This is a genomic window from Pseudomonas sp. S1_E05 (assembly GCF_056337105.1).
On the sequence record NZ_JBFRHM010000001.1, the window covers coordinates 4,677,212 to 4,695,832 of the forward strand.

The following is an 18,621-nucleotide window of genomic DNA, read 5'->3' on the forward strand; positions in this document are numbered from 1 at the left end:
GCTGTGCGAGCGGTAAACGCTGGCATTGGCCGACCGGTCTGTTGCCGGTAGTGGGGCGATCCTAATCGGGGAAGCTTTCAGCCAGCTTTCGCCTGTGAAAGTGGTGACCGGATGCGTGACCGGTCGTCGGGGCGTGATACCGAGGTGAAGCCATCGCGAGCAAGCTCGCTCCTACAGGACGGCGCGGACCCTGTGGGAGCGGGCTTGCTCGCGAAGGCATAATCAAAGACACCGCAGGAGCAACAGACATGACCGACACCCACGCCGGCGGCTGCCACTGCGGCCAGCTGCGCTACCAGTTCAGCGGACCGCTGCGTGACATCGCCCATTGCCACTGCTCGATTTGCCGACGGGTCAGCGGCGGCATCGTCACCACCTGGATCACCGTGCCGGCCGCAGCCTTCGAATGGCTTGCAGGCACGCCGGCGCAGTACGACTCTTCAGCCAGTTGCGTACGCTACTTCTGTCCGAAATGTGGGGCGCAGCTCGCCTTGGTGACCCGGCTGAGCCCGGAAAGCATCGACCTGACCATCGCCACCCTCGATCACCCGGACCAGGCGCCGGCCGAGCGCCACATCTGGACCGACAGCCGCCTGCCGTGGTTGCACCTGGACGAACACCTGCCGGGTGAAGCCGAAGAAACCCTGTGATCAAAAAATAGACAGGTCCAATGGCCGGATCGCGCCCATCCAGAACCCCCGCGCTTGATCGATGCTGTTCACGTCGAAATACACATGGGCGTGATAGCCCTTGATCTGCTGCATGGCAATCCCTCCAAACCCATTCGAACCCTCACCGATTACCGCAGGTCACACGCCATATACGTATGAAAGTGTGGAGATCAGCCATGAAAAATGCAGAAACCCCAGTCATCAAAGTGGTGCTGTATGGTGCCATGAGTAGCCTGGGCAGTGCGCTGATGGCTGAAATGCTGCGCCGTCAGCATGAAGTCATCGCGATACTCGATGAACTGACGGCCTTGGCCCCGCGCCCCGGTTTGCGCACCAAGACCGGTGACCTGTTCGATGCCGAGCGGGTCAAGCAGAGCGTGGCGGGCTGCTCGGCAGTGATCTGCCTGCTGGATGCACCAGGGCTGCCATTCAACAGCGAGCACGTGGAAAGAAGCATTGTGCCGGGGCCTGTGGAGCAAGTGCTGGCGGTTGATGCATTAGTCGATGGCCTGCAGGCGGCGGGCATTTCGCGATTGTTTCTGGTGGGTGATTTCGAACTGCTGGATGACCCGGAGATTGAGGACCAACTGCAGCGCCACGCCGCAGAAGAAATCCGCGAGGCCCTGCAAAGCAGCTCGCTGCACTGGACGCTGATCGACGCACCGCGAGGCGTGGCGGGGCTGACCATCGAGCATTTCAGCCAGGTCAGCAGCAGTCTGGAACCCGGCTTGGCCGAACCGCTCGAACGTCTCAGTCGCGTCGCGACAGGTATCGCCGATGAAATGCACTTGAACCTGCACGTGGGTGAGCACATCAGCTTCGTGGGTACTACACCGCAATAGACGGCAATGTCAGGCCGCTGAGCGATTGCGCGCTGCTGGCCTGTTCGGCCATCAACCAGTCGACGAACTGCTGGATCAGCGCCCCGCGTCGTTTGCGGGGCGGCAGCACCACGTAGTAACCCTGACGGGAAATGACCGTGTCGGCAATCGGACGACACAACAACCCCTGCTCCAGCAAGTTATCCACAAGGTGCCGCCAACCGATTGCCACACCCTGGCCACCAATCGCGGCCTGGATCAGCAGCGTGTAATTGTCAAAGCGCAACTGGCCAGGCGCAGGCGCCGAGCTAAGGCCGAGTCCACGAAACACGCCACTCCAATCGAACCATTTGCTGCTGTTCTCGCCGCGTAAATGCAACAGAGGTAACTCCAGCAACGCTTGAGCGGGCAAGGGCAGGGGTCGGTCCGCCACCAGCAGTGGGCTGCATACCGGAAAGACCTCTTCACTGAACAGCCAATGACTTTCGCCCTGCTTGAATCGGCCATCACCGAACAACACGGCCACATCGATATCCGTGCGCAGCATGTTGAGGCTCCGCTCGCTGGTGACCAGGCTGACATCCACCTGCGGGTTGGCCGCATGGAAACGGTGCAGACGCGGCATCAACCAATAGGCGGCGAAGGCGAAATCGGTGGCAACCTGTAACACTTCGTGTTGATTCTGAGTGCTGATTGCGCTCAATCCTGCATCGATATTCAGCAAACCGAGCTGAACTTGCTCAAATAGGATCGCCCCAGCCTCGGTCATTTCTATGCCGCGATAAATGCGGTCGAACAAACGCGTGGCGAGTTGATCTTCCAGACGCTTGATCTGCTGACTGATCGCCGGCTGCGTCGTGCCCAGCTCCACAGCCGCAGCGGTGAAACTGCGTTGGCGCGCAGCCGCCTCGAAAGCCCGAAGCAGATCCAGGGACAAATCACCCAAGGCGTCATACATAAGCTGTGCTTATCCTAGTCATTGTCTTGCATGGGCTTTACCACAAAGAGCATGGAATCCATCCTCGATTGCAGCACTTTCGCATAAATATTCACTATGGAATGCCGCGATCACATGAAGCGCAAGAACATTCTTTTCATCATGGCCGATCAAATGGCCGCGCCAATGTTGCCGTTCTACGGCCCTTCGCCTATCAAACTCCCGAATCTCAGCCGCCTCGCCGCCCAAGGCGTGGTGTTCGATGCCGCCTACTGCAATAGCCCCCTGTGCGCGCCGTCGCGTTTTACCCTGGTCAGCGGTCAGTTGCCGAGCAAGATCGGCGCCTATGACAACGCTGCCGATTTCCCCGCCGACGTGCCGACGTACGCCCACTATCTGCGTCGCCTGGGCTACCGGACGGCGCTGTCGGGCAAGATGCACTTTTGCGGTCCGGACCAACTGCACGGCTATGAAGAACGCCTGACCAGCGACATCTACCCAGCCGACTACGGCTGGGCGGTAAACTGGGACGAGCCGGATGTGCGTCCCACCTGGTATCACAACATGTCTTCGGTGCTGCAAGCCGGGCCGTGCGTGCGTACCAACCAGCTGGATTTCGATGAAGAGGTGGTATTCAAGGCCCAGCAGTATCTGTTCGATCACGTGCGCGAAGAGGGCGACCAGCCGTTTTGCCTGACCGTGTCGATGACTCACCCGCACGACCCGTACACGATTCCCAAGGCGTTCTGGAATCTGTACGAAGACAGTGAGATCCCGTTGCCGGAAACGCCGGCGCAGAGCGAGCTCGACCCTCACTCCCAACGTTTGCTCAAGGTTTACGACTTATGGGACAAGCCGTTGCCTGTGGATAAGATCCGCGACGCGCGACGCGCCTACTTCGGTGCGTGCAGCTATATCGACAGCAACGTCGGCAAACTCCTGCAAACGCTCGAAGAAACCGGGTTGATCGACGACACCATCATCGTCTTTTCCGGCGACCATGGCGACATGCTCGGCGAACGCGGGCTCTGGTACAAAATGCACTGGTTCGAAATGTCAGCCCGCGTACCGATGTTGATCACCGCGCCCGGGCAGTTCGGTGCAGGACGGGTCAGCGCCGCCGTGTCGACCGCCGACCTGTTGCCCACCTTCGTCGAACTGGCTGGCGGCTCACTGGAGCCGGGGTTGCCACTGGATGGTCGCTCCCTGGTGCCGCACCTGCAAGGGCAGGGCGGTCATGACGAAGTGTTTGGTGAGTACATGGCCGAAGGCACCACCAGCCCGTTGATGATGATTCGCCGCGGCGCCTACAAATTCATCTACAGCGAGCAAGACCCTTGCCTGCTCTTCGACATAAACAATGACCCCTGCGAGCAGGAAGAACTCAGCCAGTCTGCGCAACATCGTGGGCTGTTCGATGAATTTCTCGCCGAAGCACGGGCCAAATGGGATATCCCGGCGATTCACCAGCAGGTGCTCGCCAGTCAACGTCGTCGGCGTTTCGTTGCCGATGCGCTGACCATCGGCAAGCTGAAGAGCTGGGATCACCAGCCACTGGTGGACGCCAGTCAGCAGTACATGCGCAACCACATCGACCTCGACGACCTGGAGCGCAAAGCACGTTATCCACAACCCTGCCAAAACCAATAATGTTAAGGGGAAGTCCATGCAAAAGTTATCCACAGCACTGACAATCGGTCTGTTGGCTCTGGGCAGTGCCTCGGCATTTGCCGACGACAAGAGCTGCGAGACGGTGAAGATGGCCGATCCCGGCTGGAGTGACATTGCCGCGACCAACGCCATCACCGGGTTTCTGCTGGACGGCATGGGCTACAAGGCCAAGGTCGACACCCTCGCGGTGCCCATCACCTTCGGGGGTTTGAAGGACGGCCAGGTCGACGTGTTCCTGGGTAACTGGATGCCAGCGCAACAAGGTTTCTACGACAAATTCGTGGCTACCGGTGACGTGACGCAACTGGCGAAAAACCTCGACGGCACCGAATTCACCCTCGCCGTGCCGGACTATGTCTGGGACGCGGGTGTGCATAACTTTGCCGACCTGAACAAATACGCCGACAAGTTCGACAAGAAAATCTATGGCATCGGCTCCGGCGCGCCGGCCAACATTTCGCTGCAGGACATGATCAAGAAAAACGACTTTGACATGGGGCAGTGGAAGCTCGTGGAATCCAGCGAACAGGCCATGCTGGCTGAAGTGTCGCGGGCCGTGAAGAAGCAGAAATTCGTGACCTTCCTCGGCTGGACGCCTCACCCGATGAACGTGCAGTTGAAAATGCATTACCTCAAGGGTGGCGAGAAGTACTTCGGTGACACCGGCACCGTGCACACCCTGACGCGCAAGGGCTATGCCCAGGCCTGCCCGAATGTTGGCAAGTTGCTGACCAACCTGAGTTTCACCCAGGACATGGAAAACAGCATCATGGCTGAGGTGGTGAACAAGAAGCTGAGCAACGCCGATGCGGCCAAGGCGTGGATCAAGGCCAACCCGGCTGTGCTGGACAAGTGGCTGGACGGCGTGAAGACCCTGGATGGCAAGGAGGCGTTGCCGGTGGTCAAGGCCAAGCTTTAACGTTCTCCCCCTGTGGGAGCTGCGCACCGCCGCTCCCACAATGTCATCTGCTGTTACTCTTTCGCAAAACCCTGACCGAGAGGACCCATGGCCCTTCCAAGCCGCCATTCGCTCTTTCCCTTCCTCAGTTGGTTGCCCCGGCAAACCCGCGCCAGCGTCGGGCGTGACCTGATCGTTGGCTTGAGCGGCGCCATTCTTGCGTTACCGCAGTCCATTGCCTACGCCCTGATCGCGGGCCTCCCACCGGAGTACGGCCTGTACGCCGCCATCATCCCGGTGCTGATCGCCTGTCTGTGGGGTTCATCCTGGCATCTGATCTGCGGCCCTACGGCGGCCATTTCGATTGTGTTGTATGCCAGTGTCAGTCCGCTGGCGGTGCCGGCTTCCAAGGACTACATCACGCTGATCCTGCTGCTGACGTTCCTGGCCGGGGTTTTCCAGTGGTTGTTGGGGCTGCTGCGGTTCGGCGCTTTGGTCAATTTCGTTTCACACTCGGTGGTGCTGGGGTTCACCCTGGGCGCAGCGGTGGTCATCGCCATTGGCCAGATGCCCAACCTGCTAGGGCTGGATGTACCCAACCAGGCGACGGCGCTGGACAGTTTCATGACACTGTTTCACCACTTGGGCGAAGTTGATCGCCCCTCACTGGTGCTCGGCGTATCGACCGTGGTGGTGGGCGTGATCCTGAAAATGCTGTTGCCGCGCTGGCCAACCTTGTTAATCACGTTGGTACTGAGCGGGCTGGTGGTGTGGTGGTGGCCCTCGATGTTCGGCCATGTCGGCCTGGTCAGTACCTTTGTCGGCCGGTTGCCGCCGTTCAGCCCGTTGCCGCTGGACCTGGATGTGGTCCTTCGACTGTTGCCCAGCGCCGTCGCAGTGGGAATGCTCGGGCTGGTCACCAGCCTGTCGATTGCCCGCTCCCTGTCGGCGCGTTCACAGCAATTGCTCGATGCGAACCAGGAGGTACGTGCACAGGGCTTGTCGAACATTGTCGGGGCGTTTTTTTCCGGGTCCCTGTCGGCCGGCTCCTTCACACGCTCTGGGTTGAGCTTCGAAGCCGGCGCCTGCTCACCGCTGGCAGGGATTTTTTCCGCCGTCTGGGTGGCGCTGTTTGCCATCTTCGGCGCCAACCTGATTGCGCACATTCCGATCCCGGCCATGGCAGGCAGCATTCTGTTGATCGCTTGGGGGCTGGTGGACCATCGCGGCATCCGTGCCTTGCTGCGGGTCAGCCGCGCGGAATTCGCGGTGATGGCACTGACCTGCGTCGCCACGCTGCTGCTGCAATTGCAAACCGCGATCTACGCCGGCGTGCTCGCGTCGCTGTTCTTCTACCTTAAACGCACCTCGCAACCACGGGTCCAGCACTGGCGTGACGGCGACGAGGACATTCTGCGGGTCGGCGGCTCGATCTTCTTCGGCGCCAGCCATTACCTGCAAGTGCGCCTGCAACGGATGAACGCCGCGCGCGTGGTGATCGAAGCGCAGCAGATCAACTTCATCGACTATTCAGGGGTGGAAATGCTGCATCAGGAGGCACGACGGCTGTTGCGTCAGGATCGCAGCCTGACGCTGCGTGGGGCTCGGCCGCCGGTGGTGGAGGAGCTGAGGAAGCTTGAGGGGGCGCAGAAGTGCCCGATACGGTTCGAGGATTGAAACACCACCCTGTAGGAGCGTCCGGTTTATGCAGCCAACTGCCGACGCAACTCCGCCAGCACCGGCGCCGTGTCCGGGCGCACGCCACGCCACAGGAAGAAGGCTTCCGCCGCCTGCTCCGCGAGCATGCCCAGGCCATCCATCGACACCGCTGCGCCCTGCTGCGTTGCCCAGCGGCAGAACGCAGTCGGTTCCTTGCCGTACATCATGTCGTAGCAGACGGTCTTGCCGGGCTCGACCAGGCTGCCGGCAATCGGCGGGACATCACCGGACAGGCTCGCCGACGTCGCGTTGATGATCAGGTCCACCGACTCGTGCAGCCAATCGAAACCACTGGCCGACACCGGCCCCAGGTCCGCAAACAGCTCGGCCAGCAGCTCGGCCTTTTCCACCGTGCGGTTGGCGATGATCACCGAAGCCGGCTGCTCGGCCAAAAGTGGTTCCAGCGCTCCACGCACCGCACCACCGGCGCCGAGCAGCAGGATGCGTTTGCCCTTGAGGCTGAACCCGGCATTGACCGTCAGGTCCCGCACCAGTCCGGCACCATCGGTGTTGTCGCCCAGCAGGGTGCCGTCGGCGAGTTTGCTCAGGGTGTTCACCGCGCCAGCCCGTTGGGCACGCGCCGTCAGGCTGTCTGCCAGGCGAAACGCTTCTTCCTTGAACGGCACCGTCACATTCGCCCCGCGCCCTTCGAGGAAAAATCCCCGGGCGAAGACCGAAAAATCCTCGAGCGGCGCCAGTGAAGTGCTGTAATCCAGTTGCTGAGCGGTCTGCTCGGCAAACAACCGGTGAATCATCGGCGACTTGCTGTGGCCAATCGGGTTGCCGAATACGACGTAACGGTCCATCAGGTTTCCTCGTTCAGGCCTCGGCCAACCAATCGCGATCTTGCAGGAAATACTCGGTCAGACGGGCTTCTTCGGTGCCCGGCTCGGCTTTCCAGTCATAGCCCCAGCGAACCTGGGGTGGCAGCGACATCAGGATCGACTCGGTGCGCCCACCCGACTGCAGGCCGAACAGCGTGCCTCGGTCATACACCAGGTTGAACTCGACGTAACGGCCGCGACGAAATTCCTGGAACTCGCGCTGTTGGGCGGTGAACGTATCGTTCTTGCGGCGCTGCACGATTGGCAGGTAGGCGTCGATGTAGGCATCACCGATGGCACGGATGAAGGCGAAGCAGGTGTCGAAGTCCCACTCGTTCAAGTCATCGAAAAACAGGCCGCCAATACCGCGTGGCTCGTGGCGATGCTTGATATGGAAATAGCTGTCGCACCAGGCCTTGTAGCGTGAGTAGACGTCTGGACCGAACGGCGCGCAGGCCTGCTCGGCAACACGGTGCCAATGCACACAGTCTTCGACATTGCCGTAGTAGGGGGTGAGGTCAAAGCCGCCGCCAAACCACCAGACCGGTTCTTCACCTTCTTTTTCCGCGATGAAAAAACGCACGTTGGCGTGGGAAGTTGGCACCTGCGGGTTGTGCGGGTGAATCACCAGCGACACGCCCAGGGCTTCGAAGCCACGCCCGGCCAATTCCGGCCGATGGGCGCTGGCGGACGGTGGGAGACCGCTGCCAAAAACGTGGGAAAAGTTCACGCCGCCCTTTTCGATGACCGCGCCATTCTCGATCACCCGGGTGCGACCGCCGCCGCCTGCCGCACGGGTCCAGGCGTCTTCGACGAACTGCGTGGCGCCGTCTTCGGCTTCCAGGGCAGCACAAATGCGGTCTTGCAGGTCGAGCAGATAGGCTTTTACGGCCTCGGTGCGGGTCGTCATGTCATCACCTTGGATCAGGGCAAAACTACGCGGCGCCCCAGCGGAGCGGGGTCCGGCGCAAATGGGCGCGTAGCATAACATCGCAGGCGCCCGCGTCGCTGTTGACGAAGATCAAGCTTAGGAGTCCGATAGAGGGCTTGGCGTTACAGCCCTGGTACCAAGACCCAAGGAGAGTTCTGATGGCAAAGCGTGTCCAGTTCCGCACCCATGGCGGGCCCGAAGTACTTGAGTATGTGGATTACCAACCGGCCGAGCCCGGCCCGCAGCAAGTGCGCGTGACGAACAAGGCCATCGGCCTGAATTTCATCGATACCTACTACCGCAGCGGCCTTTACGCGCCGCCGTCCTTGCCGTCTGGCGTGGGCTCCGAAGGCGCGGGCGTGGTCGAGGCCGTAGGCAGCGCGGTGACTCGCTTCAAGGTCGGTGACCGCGTGGCCTACGGCAGTGGCCCACTGGGTGCCTACAGCGACGTGCACGTACTGCCGGAAGCCAATCTGGTTCATCTGCCGGATGCAATCAGCTTCGAACAGGCCGCCGGCGTCATGCTCAAGGGCCTGACGGTGCAATACCTGTTGCGCCAGACCTATGAGCTCAAGGGTGGCGAAACCATCCTGTTCCACGCGGCGGCCGGCGGTGTCGGTTCCCTGGCCTGCCAATGGGCCAAGGCTCTCGGCGTGAAGCTGATCGGCACGGTCAGTTCGCCGGAAAAAGCCGCGCTGGCGAAAGCCAACGGTGCATGGGCGACCATCGATTACAGCGTGGAAAACGTCGCACAACGGGTGCTGGAGTTGACTGACGGCAAGAAGGTGCCGGTGGTGTACGACGGCGTCGGCAAGGACACTTGGCTGACCTCGCTGGACAGCACCGCACCTCGCGGCCTGGTGGTGAGTTTCGGCAATGCTTCCGGTGCCGTGGATGGGGTGAACCTGGGCATTCTTTCGGCGAAAGGCTCGCTGTACGTCACCCGGCCAACCCTGGCGACCTACGCCAACAACGCCGAAAACCTGCAGCGCATGGCAGATGAAGTGTTCGAGATGATCATCAGCGGCAAGCTGAAGGTCGATATCAGCCAGCGCTATCCGCTGGCTGAAGCGGCGAAGGCGCAGACCGAGTTGTCGGCGCGGCGTACGACCGGTTCGACCATCCTGTTGCCTTGAGGTCCCCATCGCAAGCAAGCTCGCTTCTACAGGGGGCTACGCCGTTCACAAACCCGTAGGAACGGGCTTGCTCGCGATGAAGGCACCACGGTCTCAAGCCGGACGAATCACATTCCCCGTCGCCAGATCACGAATCAGGCTCGGGTTCTTGCGCCCGCCCAGGTTGCCGCCCAACACGAAATCAACCTCCCCACGGAAATACTGCTCCACCCGCAACCGCGTACGCGCCGCAGGTTTTCCTTGGGGGTTGGCCGATGTCGACACCAGCGGTCCGACCAGCGCACACAAGTCTCTCACCAGCGGGTGATCGCTGACTCGCAGCGCCACCGTGTCGTGCACCCCGGTGATCCACTCGGGTAACAGGTTCTGATGGGGCACCAGCCAAGTGTTCGGCCCCGGCCAGGTGCTGGCCATGCGGTCCATCCACAGCTCGGGGAAATCTTCGAAGAGAAAATCGAACTGCCGAATGTTGTCGGCCACCAGGATCAGCCCCTTGTCGACTGCGCGCCCCTTGATCAGCAGCAGACGCTCCACCGCCTCTTCGTCCCACGGGTCGCAACCCAGACCCCAGACCGCCTCGGTTGGATAGGCAATCACCGCTCCTGCGCGAACGGCTTGCGCGGCTTGTTGCACACGCCAACTGTTGACCATGAAAAACTCTCCGGAATTAGGCTCTGCGCAGTTTACCGATCTTCCTTGTAAAACCTAGCTCACCCGTGCAAACCACCGCCCGCTTTCGCAGCTCGCACGGCCATCCATTTCCAGTTCGGTCAACGCCGCCAGCACTTTGGGCAATGCCCAACCGCTGCTTTCAGCCAGCGCTTCGCTGGTGTGAGGCGCCGCATGCAAAAGGGCCAGCAGCGGGTGATTTGTCGTCGGCGTCTCTGTGGATAAGGGTAACTGCTGCCAGCCGCGCAGGGCCTCGAGGATATGTTCGATGGTCTCTACCAGCGTCGCACCGTCGCGGATCAACTGATGACAACCTCTGGCACCGGGATGATGAATCGATCCCGGAATCGCATACACCTCCCGACCCTGCTCCGCTGCCAACCTCGCCGTGATCAACGAACCGCTGGCCACGCTGGCCTCCACCACCAGCACGCCGAGTGACAGCCCGCTGATGATGCGGTTGCGCCTCGGAAAGTTGCTCGCGGTGGGGCCGGCATCCAACGGGAACTCGGAAACCACCGCGCTGCCCGACGCGATCATGTCGTCAGCCAGCCTGCGGTTGCGCTGTGGATAAAAATTTTCGATGCCGGTCCCGAGGACGCCGACCGTTTGCCCGCCGACATTCAGCGCAGCTTGATGCGCGGCGGCATCGATGCCCAGCGCCAAGCCACTGGTGATGACAAAACCTGCCCCGGCCAGGCTTCTGGAAAACGCCGCCGCAGTGTCCATGCCTGGTCGCGAAGCGCGACGGCTACCGACCATCGCCAACTGCGGCTTTTCCAGAATGCCCGGGTTGCCAGCAACAAACAGCAGCGGCGGTGCAGCGCTGATTTCTGCCAGCAGCGCCGGATAGTCGGGCTGGTCCCACATCAACAAATGCTGGCCCGAACGCTCTAGCCAGGCCAATGCATGGCTGGCACCATCGCGCACCTCAGTGCTGCGCCGCGCCTCGGCACAGGCCATCGGCAGGCCCAGCGAACGCCAGGCGCTGGCCGGTGCACCGATGGCTTTGGAAGCAGAGCCGAAGGCTTCAAGCAGTTTTTTGAATCGCACCGGGCCGAGCGCCGGCAAACGATGCAGACGTAGTCGAGCTTCCAGTTCCGCAGGGGAAACCGGTGTTATGGCAGACACGGTCATGGATCATCCTTGATCGTTTATGAGTTCCTTTCCAGCAGGAACAAGCTGTGGATAACTCTGTTGGTAAGTTGTGAAGCAGGCTAAGGATTACGCACCTTGTCCATCACCGCCAGGGACCGCGAAGCGTTGAGCACCAGGCCATAACTGAGCTTGTCGTAGGTGCGGAATACCATCAGCAAACCGGCACGCTCATCGGGAATCTTCAACGGCTGGCCGGTGATCCGATCGCGCACGGTTTCACCTGTTTTCATCACCACCAGTACATTGCCTTCGGCCAGGCCGTCACGTTGCCCCTTGTTCAGCGTCACTACGTCCAGCGCGCCAATCTGCGTGACTCCGCGCGGCACATCGATGATCAGGCCATTGATCTCACTGGCTGGCGCACTGGGCATGAACGTCGAGTTGATCGACCGTTCTTCGCTACTGAACAGCCGATCGCCAAGACGCACTTCCTGGGTTGTGCGTTGCAGGGCGAGGGTGGCGACATCACCTTCAGTGGCGACCACCTCACCGCCGCCAATGTCGTCGGCGTTGATCCCCAGAAACTCCTTGCTCTCGGGGTCGGTATAGACCTTGCCCTGGCGGAAAATGCCATAGACCGGGTGCTGCTGATCGAAGTGGCCACGGGCGAAGATGCGGTCACCGGTGCCACTGAGCACCCTTTCGGCATCACCGGCGACGATGTAGGGCGCCTTGTCGAAATCCTCGGCCTTGTCGACGATGCGATTGCTCAGCAGGAAACTGTTGATCGCTTGTAGCGGGATGCTCGGGATCGCGTCGGCCACCGGTGAACTGCGCACCCGTGGCGACAGCTTGATGGTGCCCCGGGATGCGCCACGATTGAGGGTCAGGCGCGGCTGGCCATCGACGTAGACCAGCGATAGCAAGTCGCCTGGGTAGATCAGGTTGGGATTCTGGATCTGCGGATTGACCTGCCAGAGCTCAGGCCATTTCCAGGGCTCGCGCAGGAATTTGCCGGCGATGTCCCAGAGTGTGTCTCCTGCTACGACGGTGTATTGCTGTGGAAAACCTTCCCTGAGCTGCACTTGCCCGTGCGCAAAACCGGCCGAAGCCAGGAGCAGCAGGGCGAGTAGTGATTTCCTCATGCGGTGAATCCCTTTATCATGTGCGTTCGCGTGAAACGCCAGAGCCTTCGTGGCCCGCTCCCTGCTCAATTGAGAAAAAGGAGCTACGTTTTACAACGGTAGCCGGCATCTTCAGACCCGCCAGGCCATCGACCCGACTTTACCTCACACGTGCATCAGTTGATCTTATGGCCATTTTAGACATCCTCGAATTCCCCGACTCGCGCCTGCGCACTATTGCCAAACCAGTGGCCGTAGTGGACGACGAAGTGCGTCAGTTGGTCGACGACATGTTTGAAACAATGTATGAAGCGCCAGGCATCGGCCTTGCCGCGACCCAGGTCAACGTGCACAAACGTATCGTCGTCATGGACCTCTCCGAAGACCGCAGCGAACCACGGGTGTTCATCAACCCCGAGTTCGAACCGCTGACCGAGGAGATGGAGCAATATCAGGAAGGCTGCCTCTCGGTGCCGGGCTTCTACGAAAACGTCGATCGCCCGCAAAAGGTCAAGATCAAGGCCCTGGACCGCGACGGCCAACCTTACGAACTGATCGCCGAAGGTCTGCTCGCCGTGTGCATCCAGCATGAATGCGACCACCTCAATGGCAAATTGTTCGTCGACTACCTGTCCAGCCTCAAACGCGACCGGATCAAGAAGAAACTGGAAAAGATCCATCGCCAGAACGCTTGATGCCCTCCCTTCAAAGGCTTGCTGCGGCAAGCCTTTTCTTTGCAATTGCTTTAATGAGAGTTCCCCATGACTGAGCCACTGCGCATCGTCTTTGCCGGCACCCCGGAATTCGCCGCCGAACATCTCAAGGCGCTGCTCGACAGCCCTTACGAGATCGTCGCCGTCTACACCCAGCCGGACCGCCCGGCGGGTCGCGGGCAAAAGCTGATGCCCAGTCCGGTCAAGCAGTTGGCTCAGGAACACGACATCCCGGTGCTGCAACCACCCACCTTGCGCAATGAAGCGGCGCAGGCCGAACTGGCGGCGCTCAAGCCGGACTTGCTGGTGGTGGTGGCCTACGGCCTGATCCTGCCGCAAGCGGTGCTGGATATCCCGCGCCTGGGTTGCATCAACAGCCATGCCTCGTTGCTGCCACGCTGGCGTGGGGCTGCGCCTATCCAGCGGGCCGTCGAAGCCGGCGACAGCGAGAGCGGCGTGACCGTGATGCGCATGGAGCTGGGCCTCGACACCGGGCCGATGCTGCTCAAGGTCACTACGCCAATCAGCGACGACGACACCGGCGGCACCCTCCACGACCGCCTGGCGCAAATCGGCCCCGCGGCAGTCATCCAGGCCATCGCCGGTCTTGCGGCGGGAACGCTGGAAGGTGAAGTGCAGGATGACAACCTCGCCACCTACGCGCACAAATTGAACAAGGACGAAGCACGCATCGATTGGAACCGCCCGGCGGTTGAGCTGGAACGTCTGGTTCGCGCCTTCAACCCATGGCCGATCACCCACAGTACGCTGAACGGCGAAGCATTGAAGGTGTTGGCTGCCAGCCTCGCGCAAGGCAAAGGCGCGCCAGGAGAAATCCTCGGCGCCAGCAAGGATGGTCTGATCGTCGCTTGCGGTGAGCAGGCGCTGTGTCTGACACGTCTGCAATTACCCGGCGGCAAGGCGCTGAATTTCAGCGACCTCTTCAACAGCCGACGTGAGAAATTTGCCATCGGCACCGTGCTCGGCCAAACGGCGGAGGCTCAATGAATCCCCGTCTGGCTGCCGCCAAGGCTCTGGCTGCCGTCCTGAGCGGGAAAGCCTCGCTCAACAGTTCGCTGCCCACGCAACTGGACAAGGTCGAGGACCGTGACCGCGGTTTTACCCAGGACCTGGCGTTCGGAACCGCCCGCTGGCAGCCGCGCCTCTCGGCGCTGGCAGCCAAGTTGTTGCAGAAACCGTTCAAGGCTGCCGATGCCGATGTCGAGGCGTTGCTGCTGGTCGGTCTCTACCAACTGATCTACAGCCGCGTCCCAGCCCACGCGGCCATCGGCGAAACCGTCGGTTGTGCCGACAAACTGAAAAAACCCTGGGCCAAGGCGCTGCTCAACGCGGTATTGCGCCGCGCCCAGCGTGAAAGCGAAGCGTTACTGGCCGAGCTGGAACACGACCCGGTGGTGCGCACCGCCCACCCGCGCTGGCTGCAAAAGTCCCTGAAAGCGTTCTGGCCAGAGCAGTGGGAAGCCATTTGCGCGGCGAACAATGCGCACCCGCCGATGATCCTGCGGGTCAACCGCCGCCATCACAGCCGTGATGCCTACCTGGGCTTGCTCGCCGACGCCAGCATCGCCGCCGCAGCCTGCGTCTACAGCCGCGACGGCATCATTCTCGAAGCGGCCACCGATGTGCGCAGCCTGCCGGGTTTCGCCGAAGGCTGGATCAGCGTGCAGGACGAAGCGGCGCAACTGGCCGCCGACCTGCTCGACCTCGCCCCCGGACAGCGGGTGCTCGATGCCTGCTGCGCCCCGGGGGGCAAGACCTGCCACATCCTCGAAGCCGAACCGGCACTGGCCGGTGTGGTTGCGGTGGACCTTGAAGCCAAGCGTTTGGTGAGGGTGCGGGAAAACCTCGAACGCCTGCGTCTGAATGCCGAACTGATCGCCGCCGATGGCCGCGACACCGCCACTTGGTGGGATGGCAAACCCTTCCAGCGCATCCTCCTCGACGCTCCCTGCTCGGCGACTGGCGTGATCCGGCGGCACCCGGACATCAAGCTGACCCGCCAGCCGGAGGACATCATTGCCCTGGCACAGCTTCAAGGCGAATTGCTCGACGCCATGTGGAAGACACTCGAAGTCGGCGGCATCCTGCTGTACGCGACCTGCTCCACGCTGCCGACCGAGAACACCGAAGTGATCGAAGCCTTCCTCGCCCGCACGACGGGCGCCCGCGAGCTGGACCTTGCTACGGCAGCCGGCCTGAAGCAGCCTCATGGTCGCCAGTTGCTGGCCCAGGAAGGGGGTCACGACGGGTTCTACTACGCCAAGCTGATCAAGATCGCCGCCGCGCGCGGTTAACCGGTTTAAGGGAGTGACTGGATGAAAATCATCATCCTCGGCGCAGGGCAGGTGGGCGGTTCGCTGGCAGAACACCTGGCCAGTGAAGCCAACGACATCACCGTGGTCGACACCGACGGCGAGCGCCTGCGCGACCTCGGCGACCGACTGGACATCCGCACCATCCAGGGCCGCGGCTCACTGCCGACGGTCCTGCGCCAGGCCGGTGCGGACGACGCCGACATGTTGGTGGCGGTCACCAACAGTGACGAGACCAACATGGTCGCCTGCCAGGTCGCCCACACCCTGTTCCACACCCCGACCAAAATCGCCCGTGTGCGCGAAGCGTCCTACCTGACGCGCCCCGAACTGTTCGATAACGAAGCCATTCCGGTGGACGTGCTGATCAGCCCGGAACAGGTCGTCACCAACTACATCAAGCGCCTGATCCAGTATCCGGGCGCATTGCAGGTGATCGACTTCGCGGAAGGCAAGGCGCAGCTGGTCGCGGTGAAGGCGTACTACGGTGGACCGCTGGTGGGCCAGCAACTGCGCCAGTTGCGCGAACACATGCCGAACGTCGAAACCCGCGTCGCCGCCATTTTCCGTCGCGACCGACCGATTCTGCCGCAGGGCGACACGGTGATCGAAGCCGATGACGAGGTCTTTTTCATCGCCGCCAAGGGCAATATTCGCGCGGTCATGAGCGAAATGCGTCGTCTCGACGAGAGCTACAAACGCATCGTCATCGCCGGTGGCGGACAGATTGGCGAACGCTTGGCCGAAGCCATCGAGAGCCGCTATCAGGTGAAGATCATCGAGATGAGCCCAGGCCGCTGCCGCCATCTCTCCGACACCCTCGACAGCACCGTGGTGTTGCAGGGCAGTGCGTCGGACCGCGATTTGCTGCTGGAAGAGAACATCGCCGACGCCGACCTGTTCCTCGCCCTGACCAACGACGACGAAGCCAACATCATGTCCTCGCTGTTGGCCAAGCGGCTGGGCGCCAAGAAGGTGATGACCATCATCAATAACCCGGCCTACGTCGACCTGATTCAGGGTGGCGACATCGACATCGCCATCAGCCCTCAATTGGCGACCATCGGCACCTTGCTCGCCCACGTGCGGCGCGGCGATATCGTCAGCGTGCACTCATTGCGTCGTGGTGCGGCGGAGGCGATCGAGGCGATTGCCCATGGCGATTCCAAGTCGAGCAAGGTGATTGGCAAGGCCATCGAGAACATTGGCCTGCCACCGGGCACGACGATTGGCGCGATCATTCGTGATGAAGAAGTGATCATTGCCCACGACGATACCGTGATCGCCGCCGGGGACCATGTGATCCTCTTCCTTGTGGATAAAAAGCACATCCGCGATGTGGAGAAGCTGTTCCATGTGGGGTTGAGCTTCTTCTGATCCCAAGGTTTGGAAGGACAACACTGGCCTCCCTGTAGGAGCGAGCATGCTCGCGATGGAGTCAGGAGCGCCACTGGGTATCAGACAACCAGCGTCATCGTTGAAGACCATCGCGAGCATGCTCGCTCCTACAGGTTATAAGGAAACTCAACATGATCGTATCACTGGAAAAAATGCTCGCCAAGGGTGTGGATAACGCCCTGCTGCGCTTCGGCCTGGGCAAGGGTTATCTGGATCTCGGGGAAAACGCGAAGGCAGTCGAGCACTTCGCGCGCTGCGTGGAGCTGGACCCCAAGTACTCGGCGGCGTGGAAGCTGTTGGGCAAGGCCCGTCTGGGGCAAGAGGACTTTGCCGGCGCGCGTCAGGCCTGGGAACAAGGTCTGGAGGCCGCCCGCACCCATGGCGACAAGCAGGCAGAAAAGGAAATGACCGTGTTCCTGAAAAAGCTGGAACGTCAGGCGCGCTGATCAGAGGTAACGCAGGCCAATACCCTCGGCGTCCACTTGCACCACTTCCATCTTGACCCTCGGGGCGCCTGTGGGTAAATCCTGTACCTGCCCGTAAACCACTGCCCCCTTGGACAAAGCGGCCAAGGCCGGATGCTTGACGTACACCCCCGTGGTGGAAAGGTTGCGGGTCTGGCCAAGGCATTCGCCGAAGCTCTCATGACTGATCTTGATGCGAAACGACTTGTGTTCGGACATCTATTGCGCCCTTTCCTCAACAGCTGTGGATAAATCCCTTCGCGGATTTATCCACAGATCATGCCAATAGGTTCAATACCAGCGCGCCTCTCCAGGCGGACGCTTCTTGAAACGCTTCATGCTCCACATGTACTGGCTTGGATACGCCCGCACGTAGCGTTCGACCACCTGGCTCATGGCTGCGCAGGAAGTTTCGGTATCGGTGCTGTACATGGCCTCCGGCGCAGCTTCCAGAATCACCTTGTAGCCCGAACCGTCCGGCAGGCGCAGCGCATGCAGGAACACACCGACCGCCTTGCCGCCGGCCAGCATGTTCGGGACAAACTTGCTGGTCAGTGCCTGGGTCGCGAAGAACGGCACGAAGATCCCGGCGGATTCGGCCGGTTCCGGGTCGGCGGGAATGCCTACTGCACCACCTTTGCGCACTTCCTTGATGACACTGAGGATCCCTTCCTTGGTGGAGGCGGCGACCTTGTTGCCCAACTGCACCCGCTGTTTCTGCAGCAATTCATCCACCGCCTTCAACTTGGGCGGCCGATAGAAAATGATCGGCTTGCACTGGCTGCAATAGAAGTGGTTCAGCACTTCCCAGTTACCCAGGTGGCTGGTGATACCCACAACACCCTTGCCGGAAGCGAGGGCGTCTTTCAAAACGTCGAGCCCTTCGACTTCGCGCACCAGGTCGATGGAACGCTGTGCCGGCCAAATCCACGCACAGGCGCTTTCGGTCAGGGACTTGCCGATGTCCTTCAGGCTCTGGCCGACCAGACGCTCGCGCTCGGCGGGGTCCATTTCGGGGAAGCACTTGGCCAGGTTGATCCGCACCACGTCGCGGGAACGGTTCGGGGTTTTCCACATCACCCAGCCAATGGCTGAGCCCACGGCCTGTACGGCCCGCCACGGAAGCAGGGCAAACAGCCGCAGAGCGCCTACCAGCAAGGCGCCTTTAAACTTATCCACAGGTCACTCCTGATCTTGTGCTGTGCGCGAGGCGG

General features: G+C 61.3%; 19 protein-coding genes. 11 read left to right on the forward strand and 8 right to left on the reverse strand.

All coding sequences use genetic code 11. From position 1 onward, the window contains the following. Positions 1-248: 248 nt before the first annotated feature. Positions 249-650 carry a GFA family protein gene (locus AB4N33_RS21530; protein WP_476458204.1) on the forward strand — a complete coding sequence of 134 codons (402 nt, stop codon included), beginning with the start codon at positions 249-251 and terminating at the stop codon, positions 648-650. A 197-nt stretch (positions 651-847) separates the two neighbouring features. After that, complete coding sequence (locus tag AB4N33_RS21535; RefSeq protein WP_476458205.1) at positions 848-1,513, forward strand: NAD(P)-dependent oxidoreductase; 666 nt, start codon at positions 848-850, stop codon at positions 1,511-1,513. Here the strand turns inward: AB4N33_RS21535 and AB4N33_RS21540 are convergent. After that, entirely contained in the window at positions 1,500-2,450 is a 951-nt protein-coding gene (locus AB4N33_RS21540) for a choline sulfate utilization transcriptional regulator (RefSeq protein ID WP_476458206.1), read from the reverse strand. The two genes, AB4N33_RS21535 and AB4N33_RS21540, sit on opposite strands and share 14 nt — an antisense overlap. 114 nt (positions 2,451-2,564) lie before the next feature. Between AB4N33_RS21540 and betC the strand changes: the two genes are divergently transcribed. The 3 genes from betC (at position 2,565) to AB4N33_RS21555 (ending at position 6,675) form a co-directional block, all read left to right on the forward strand. Then, complete coding sequence (gene betC, locus AB4N33_RS21545; protein WP_476458207.1) at positions 2,565-4,079, forward strand: choline-sulfatase; 1,515 nt, start codon at positions 2,565-2,567, stop codon at positions 4,077-4,079. A gap of 16 nt (positions 4,080-4,095) precedes the next feature. Continuing rightward, positions 4,096-5,019, forward strand: coding sequence for a choline ABC transporter substrate-binding protein (gene choX / locus AB4N33_RS21550; RefSeq protein WP_460119395.1), 924 nt, complete (start codon positions 4,096-4,098; stop codon positions 5,017-5,019). Positions 5,020-5,106: 87 nt separating this feature from the next. Continuing rightward, positions 5,107-6,675, forward strand: a complete 1,569-nt coding sequence (locus tag AB4N33_RS21555; protein WP_476458208.1) for a SulP family inorganic anion transporter — start codon at positions 5,107-5,109, stop codon at positions 6,673-6,675. A 26-nt stretch (positions 6,676-6,701) separates the two neighbouring features. On the opposite strand, the gene aroE is transcribed toward AB4N33_RS21555, so the two are convergent. Further along, a complete protein-coding gene (gene aroE, locus AB4N33_RS21560) occupies positions 6,702-7,523 on the reverse strand; it encodes a shikimate dehydrogenase (protein WP_476458209.1) in 822 nt (273 codons plus the stop codon). Between the two features lie 13 nt (positions 7,524-7,536). After that, a complete protein-coding gene (gene hemF / locus AB4N33_RS21565) occupies positions 7,537-8,451 on the reverse strand; it encodes an oxygen-dependent coproporphyrinogen oxidase (protein ID WP_476458210.1) in 915 nt (304 codons plus the stop codon). 179 nt (positions 8,452-8,630) lie between these two features. Between hemF and AB4N33_RS21570 the strand changes: the two genes are divergently transcribed. After that, the gene (locus AB4N33_RS21570) at positions 8,631-9,608 is read left to right on the forward strand and encodes an NADPH:quinone reductase (RefSeq protein ID WP_460140594.1); all 978 of its coding nucleotides are present in this window, start codon (positions 8,631-8,633) and stop codon (positions 9,606-9,608) included. A gap of 93 nt (positions 9,609-9,701) precedes the next feature. On the opposite strand, the gene tsaC is transcribed toward AB4N33_RS21570, so the two are convergent. From tsaC to AB4N33_RS21585, 3 genes are all read right to left on the reverse strand, one after another. After that, positions 9,702-10,259, reverse strand: a complete 558-nt coding sequence (tsaC, locus tag AB4N33_RS21575; protein WP_460119403.1) for an L-threonylcarbamoyladenylate synthase type 1 TsaC — start codon at positions 10,257-10,259, stop codon at positions 9,702-9,704. Positions 10,260-10,313: 54 nt separating this feature from the next. Beyond that, positions 10,314-11,414, reverse strand: a complete 1,101-nt coding sequence (gene dprA / locus AB4N33_RS21580; protein WP_460119405.1) for a DNA-processing protein DprA — start codon at positions 11,412-11,414, stop codon at positions 10,314-10,316. A gap of 80 nt (positions 11,415-11,494) precedes the next feature. After that, positions 11,495-12,520 (reverse strand): LysM peptidoglycan-binding domain-containing protein, encoded by a 1,026-nt coding sequence (locus tag AB4N33_RS21585; RefSeq protein ID WP_460119407.1) that lies wholly within the window; start codon positions 12,518-12,520, stop codon positions 11,495-11,497. A 167-nt stretch (positions 12,521-12,687) separates the two neighbouring features. Between AB4N33_RS21585 and def the strand changes: the two genes are divergently transcribed. The 5 genes from def (at position 12,688) to AB4N33_RS21610 (ending at position 17,389) form a co-directional block, all read left to right on the forward strand. Continuing rightward, positions 12,688-13,194: a peptide deformylase gene (def, locus tag AB4N33_RS21590; protein WP_460119409.1), complete on the forward strand. Its 507-nt coding sequence runs from the start codon at positions 12,688-12,690 to the stop codon at positions 13,192-13,194. Positions 13,195-13,260: 66 nt separating this feature from the next. Beyond that, positions 13,261-14,220: a methionyl-tRNA formyltransferase gene (gene fmt / locus AB4N33_RS21595; protein ID WP_476458211.1), complete on the forward strand. Its 960-nt coding sequence runs from the start codon at positions 13,261-13,263 to the stop codon at positions 14,218-14,220. Then, positions 14,217-15,527 (forward strand): 16S rRNA (cytosine(967)-C(5))-methyltransferase RsmB, encoded by a 1,311-nt coding sequence (gene rsmB / locus AB4N33_RS21600; RefSeq protein WP_476458212.1) that lies wholly within the window; start codon positions 14,217-14,219, stop codon positions 15,525-15,527. Before fmt ends, rsmB begins: the two co-directional genes overlap by 4 nt. Positions 15,528-15,548: 21 nt before the next feature. Continuing rightward, positions 15,549-16,922, forward strand: coding sequence for a Trk system potassium transporter TrkA (trkA, locus tag AB4N33_RS21605; RefSeq protein WP_460119414.1), 1,374 nt, complete (start codon positions 15,549-15,551; stop codon positions 16,920-16,922). Between the two features lie 152 nt (positions 16,923-17,074). Continuing rightward, complete coding sequence (locus AB4N33_RS21610; protein ID WP_476458213.1) at positions 17,075-17,389, forward strand: tetratricopeptide repeat protein; 315 nt, start codon at positions 17,075-17,077, stop codon at positions 17,387-17,389. Here AB4N33_RS21610 and AB4N33_RS21615 read toward each other — a convergent pair whose 3' ends face one another. Continuing rightward, positions 17,390-17,626: a PilZ domain-containing protein gene (locus AB4N33_RS21615; RefSeq protein ID WP_460119418.1), complete on the reverse strand. Its 237-nt coding sequence runs from the start codon at positions 17,624-17,626 to the stop codon at positions 17,390-17,392. A gap of 72 nt (positions 17,627-17,698) precedes the next feature. Then, complete coding sequence (locus tag AB4N33_RS21620) at positions 17,699-18,586, reverse strand: lysophospholipid acyltransferase (protein ID WP_460119419.1); 888 nt, start codon at positions 18,584-18,586, stop codon at positions 17,699-17,701. Positions 18,587-18,621 lie beyond the last annotated feature (35 nt).

What these genes read in the sequence shown, in the direction of transcription:
- betC (WP_476458207.1), top strand. Translation starts at nt 2,565, where the DNA reads ATGAAGCGCAAGAACATTCTTTTCATCATGGCCGATCAAATGGCCGCG.
- fmt (WP_476458211.1), top strand. Translation starts at nt 13,261, where the DNA reads ATGACTGAGCCACTGCGCATCGTCTTTGCCGGCACCCCGGAATTCGCC.
- AB4N33_RS21555 (WP_476458208.1), top strand. Translation starts at nt 5,107, where the DNA reads ATGGCCCTTCCAAGCCGCCATTCGCTCTTTCCCTTCCTCAGTTGGTTG.
- AB4N33_RS21540 (WP_476458206.1), bottom strand. Translation starts at nt 2,450, where the DNA reads ATGTATGACGCCTTGGGTGATTTGTCCCTGGATCTGCTTCGGGCTTTC.
- hemF (WP_476458210.1), bottom strand. Translation starts at nt 8,451, where the DNA reads ATGACGACCCGCACCGAGGCCGTAAAAGCCTATCTGCTCGACCTGCAA.
- choX (WP_460119395.1), top strand. Translation starts at nt 4,096, where the DNA reads ATGCAAAAGTTATCCACAGCACTGACAATCGGTCTGTTGGCTCTGGGC.
- AB4N33_RS21570 (WP_460140594.1), top strand. Translation starts at nt 8,631, where the DNA reads ATGGCAAAGCGTGTCCAGTTCCGCACCCATGGCGGGCCCGAAGTACTT.
- rsmB (WP_476458212.1), top strand. Translation starts at nt 14,217, where the DNA reads ATGAATCCCCGTCTGGCTGCCGCCAAGGCTCTGGCTGCCGTCCTGAGC.
- AB4N33_RS21530 (WP_476458204.1), top strand. Translation starts at nt 249, where the DNA reads ATGACCGACACCCACGCCGGCGGCTGCCACTGCGGCCAGCTGCGCTAC.
- AB4N33_RS21615 (WP_460119418.1), bottom strand. Translation starts at nt 17,626, where the DNA reads ATGTCCGAACACAAGTCGTTTCGCATCAAGATCAGTCATGAGAGCTTC.
- def (WP_460119409.1), top strand. Translation starts at nt 12,688, where the DNA reads ATGGCCATTTTAGACATCCTCGAATTCCCCGACTCGCGCCTGCGCACT.
- AB4N33_RS21585 (WP_460119407.1), bottom strand. Translation starts at nt 12,520, where the DNA reads ATGAGGAAATCACTACTCGCCCTGCTGCTCCTGGCTTCGGCCGGTTTT.
- AB4N33_RS21535 (WP_476458205.1), top strand. Translation starts at nt 848, where the DNA reads ATGAAAAATGCAGAAACCCCAGTCATCAAAGTGGTGCTGTATGGTGCC.
- tsaC (WP_460119403.1), bottom strand. Translation starts at nt 10,259, where the DNA reads ATGGTCAACAGTTGGCGTGTGCAACAAGCCGCGCAAGCCGTTCGCGCA.
- trkA (WP_460119414.1), top strand. Translation starts at nt 15,549, where the DNA reads ATGAAAATCATCATCCTCGGCGCAGGGCAGGTGGGCGGTTCGCTGGCA.
- dprA (WP_460119405.1), bottom strand. Translation starts at nt 11,414, where the DNA reads ATGACCGTGTCTGCCATAACACCGGTTTCCCCTGCGGAACTGGAAGCT.
- AB4N33_RS21610 (WP_476458213.1), top strand. Translation starts at nt 17,075, where the DNA reads ATGATCGTATCACTGGAAAAAATGCTCGCCAAGGGTGTGGATAACGCC.
- aroE (WP_476458209.1), bottom strand. Translation starts at nt 7,523, where the DNA reads ATGGACCGTTACGTCGTATTCGGCAACCCGATTGGCCACAGCAAGTCG.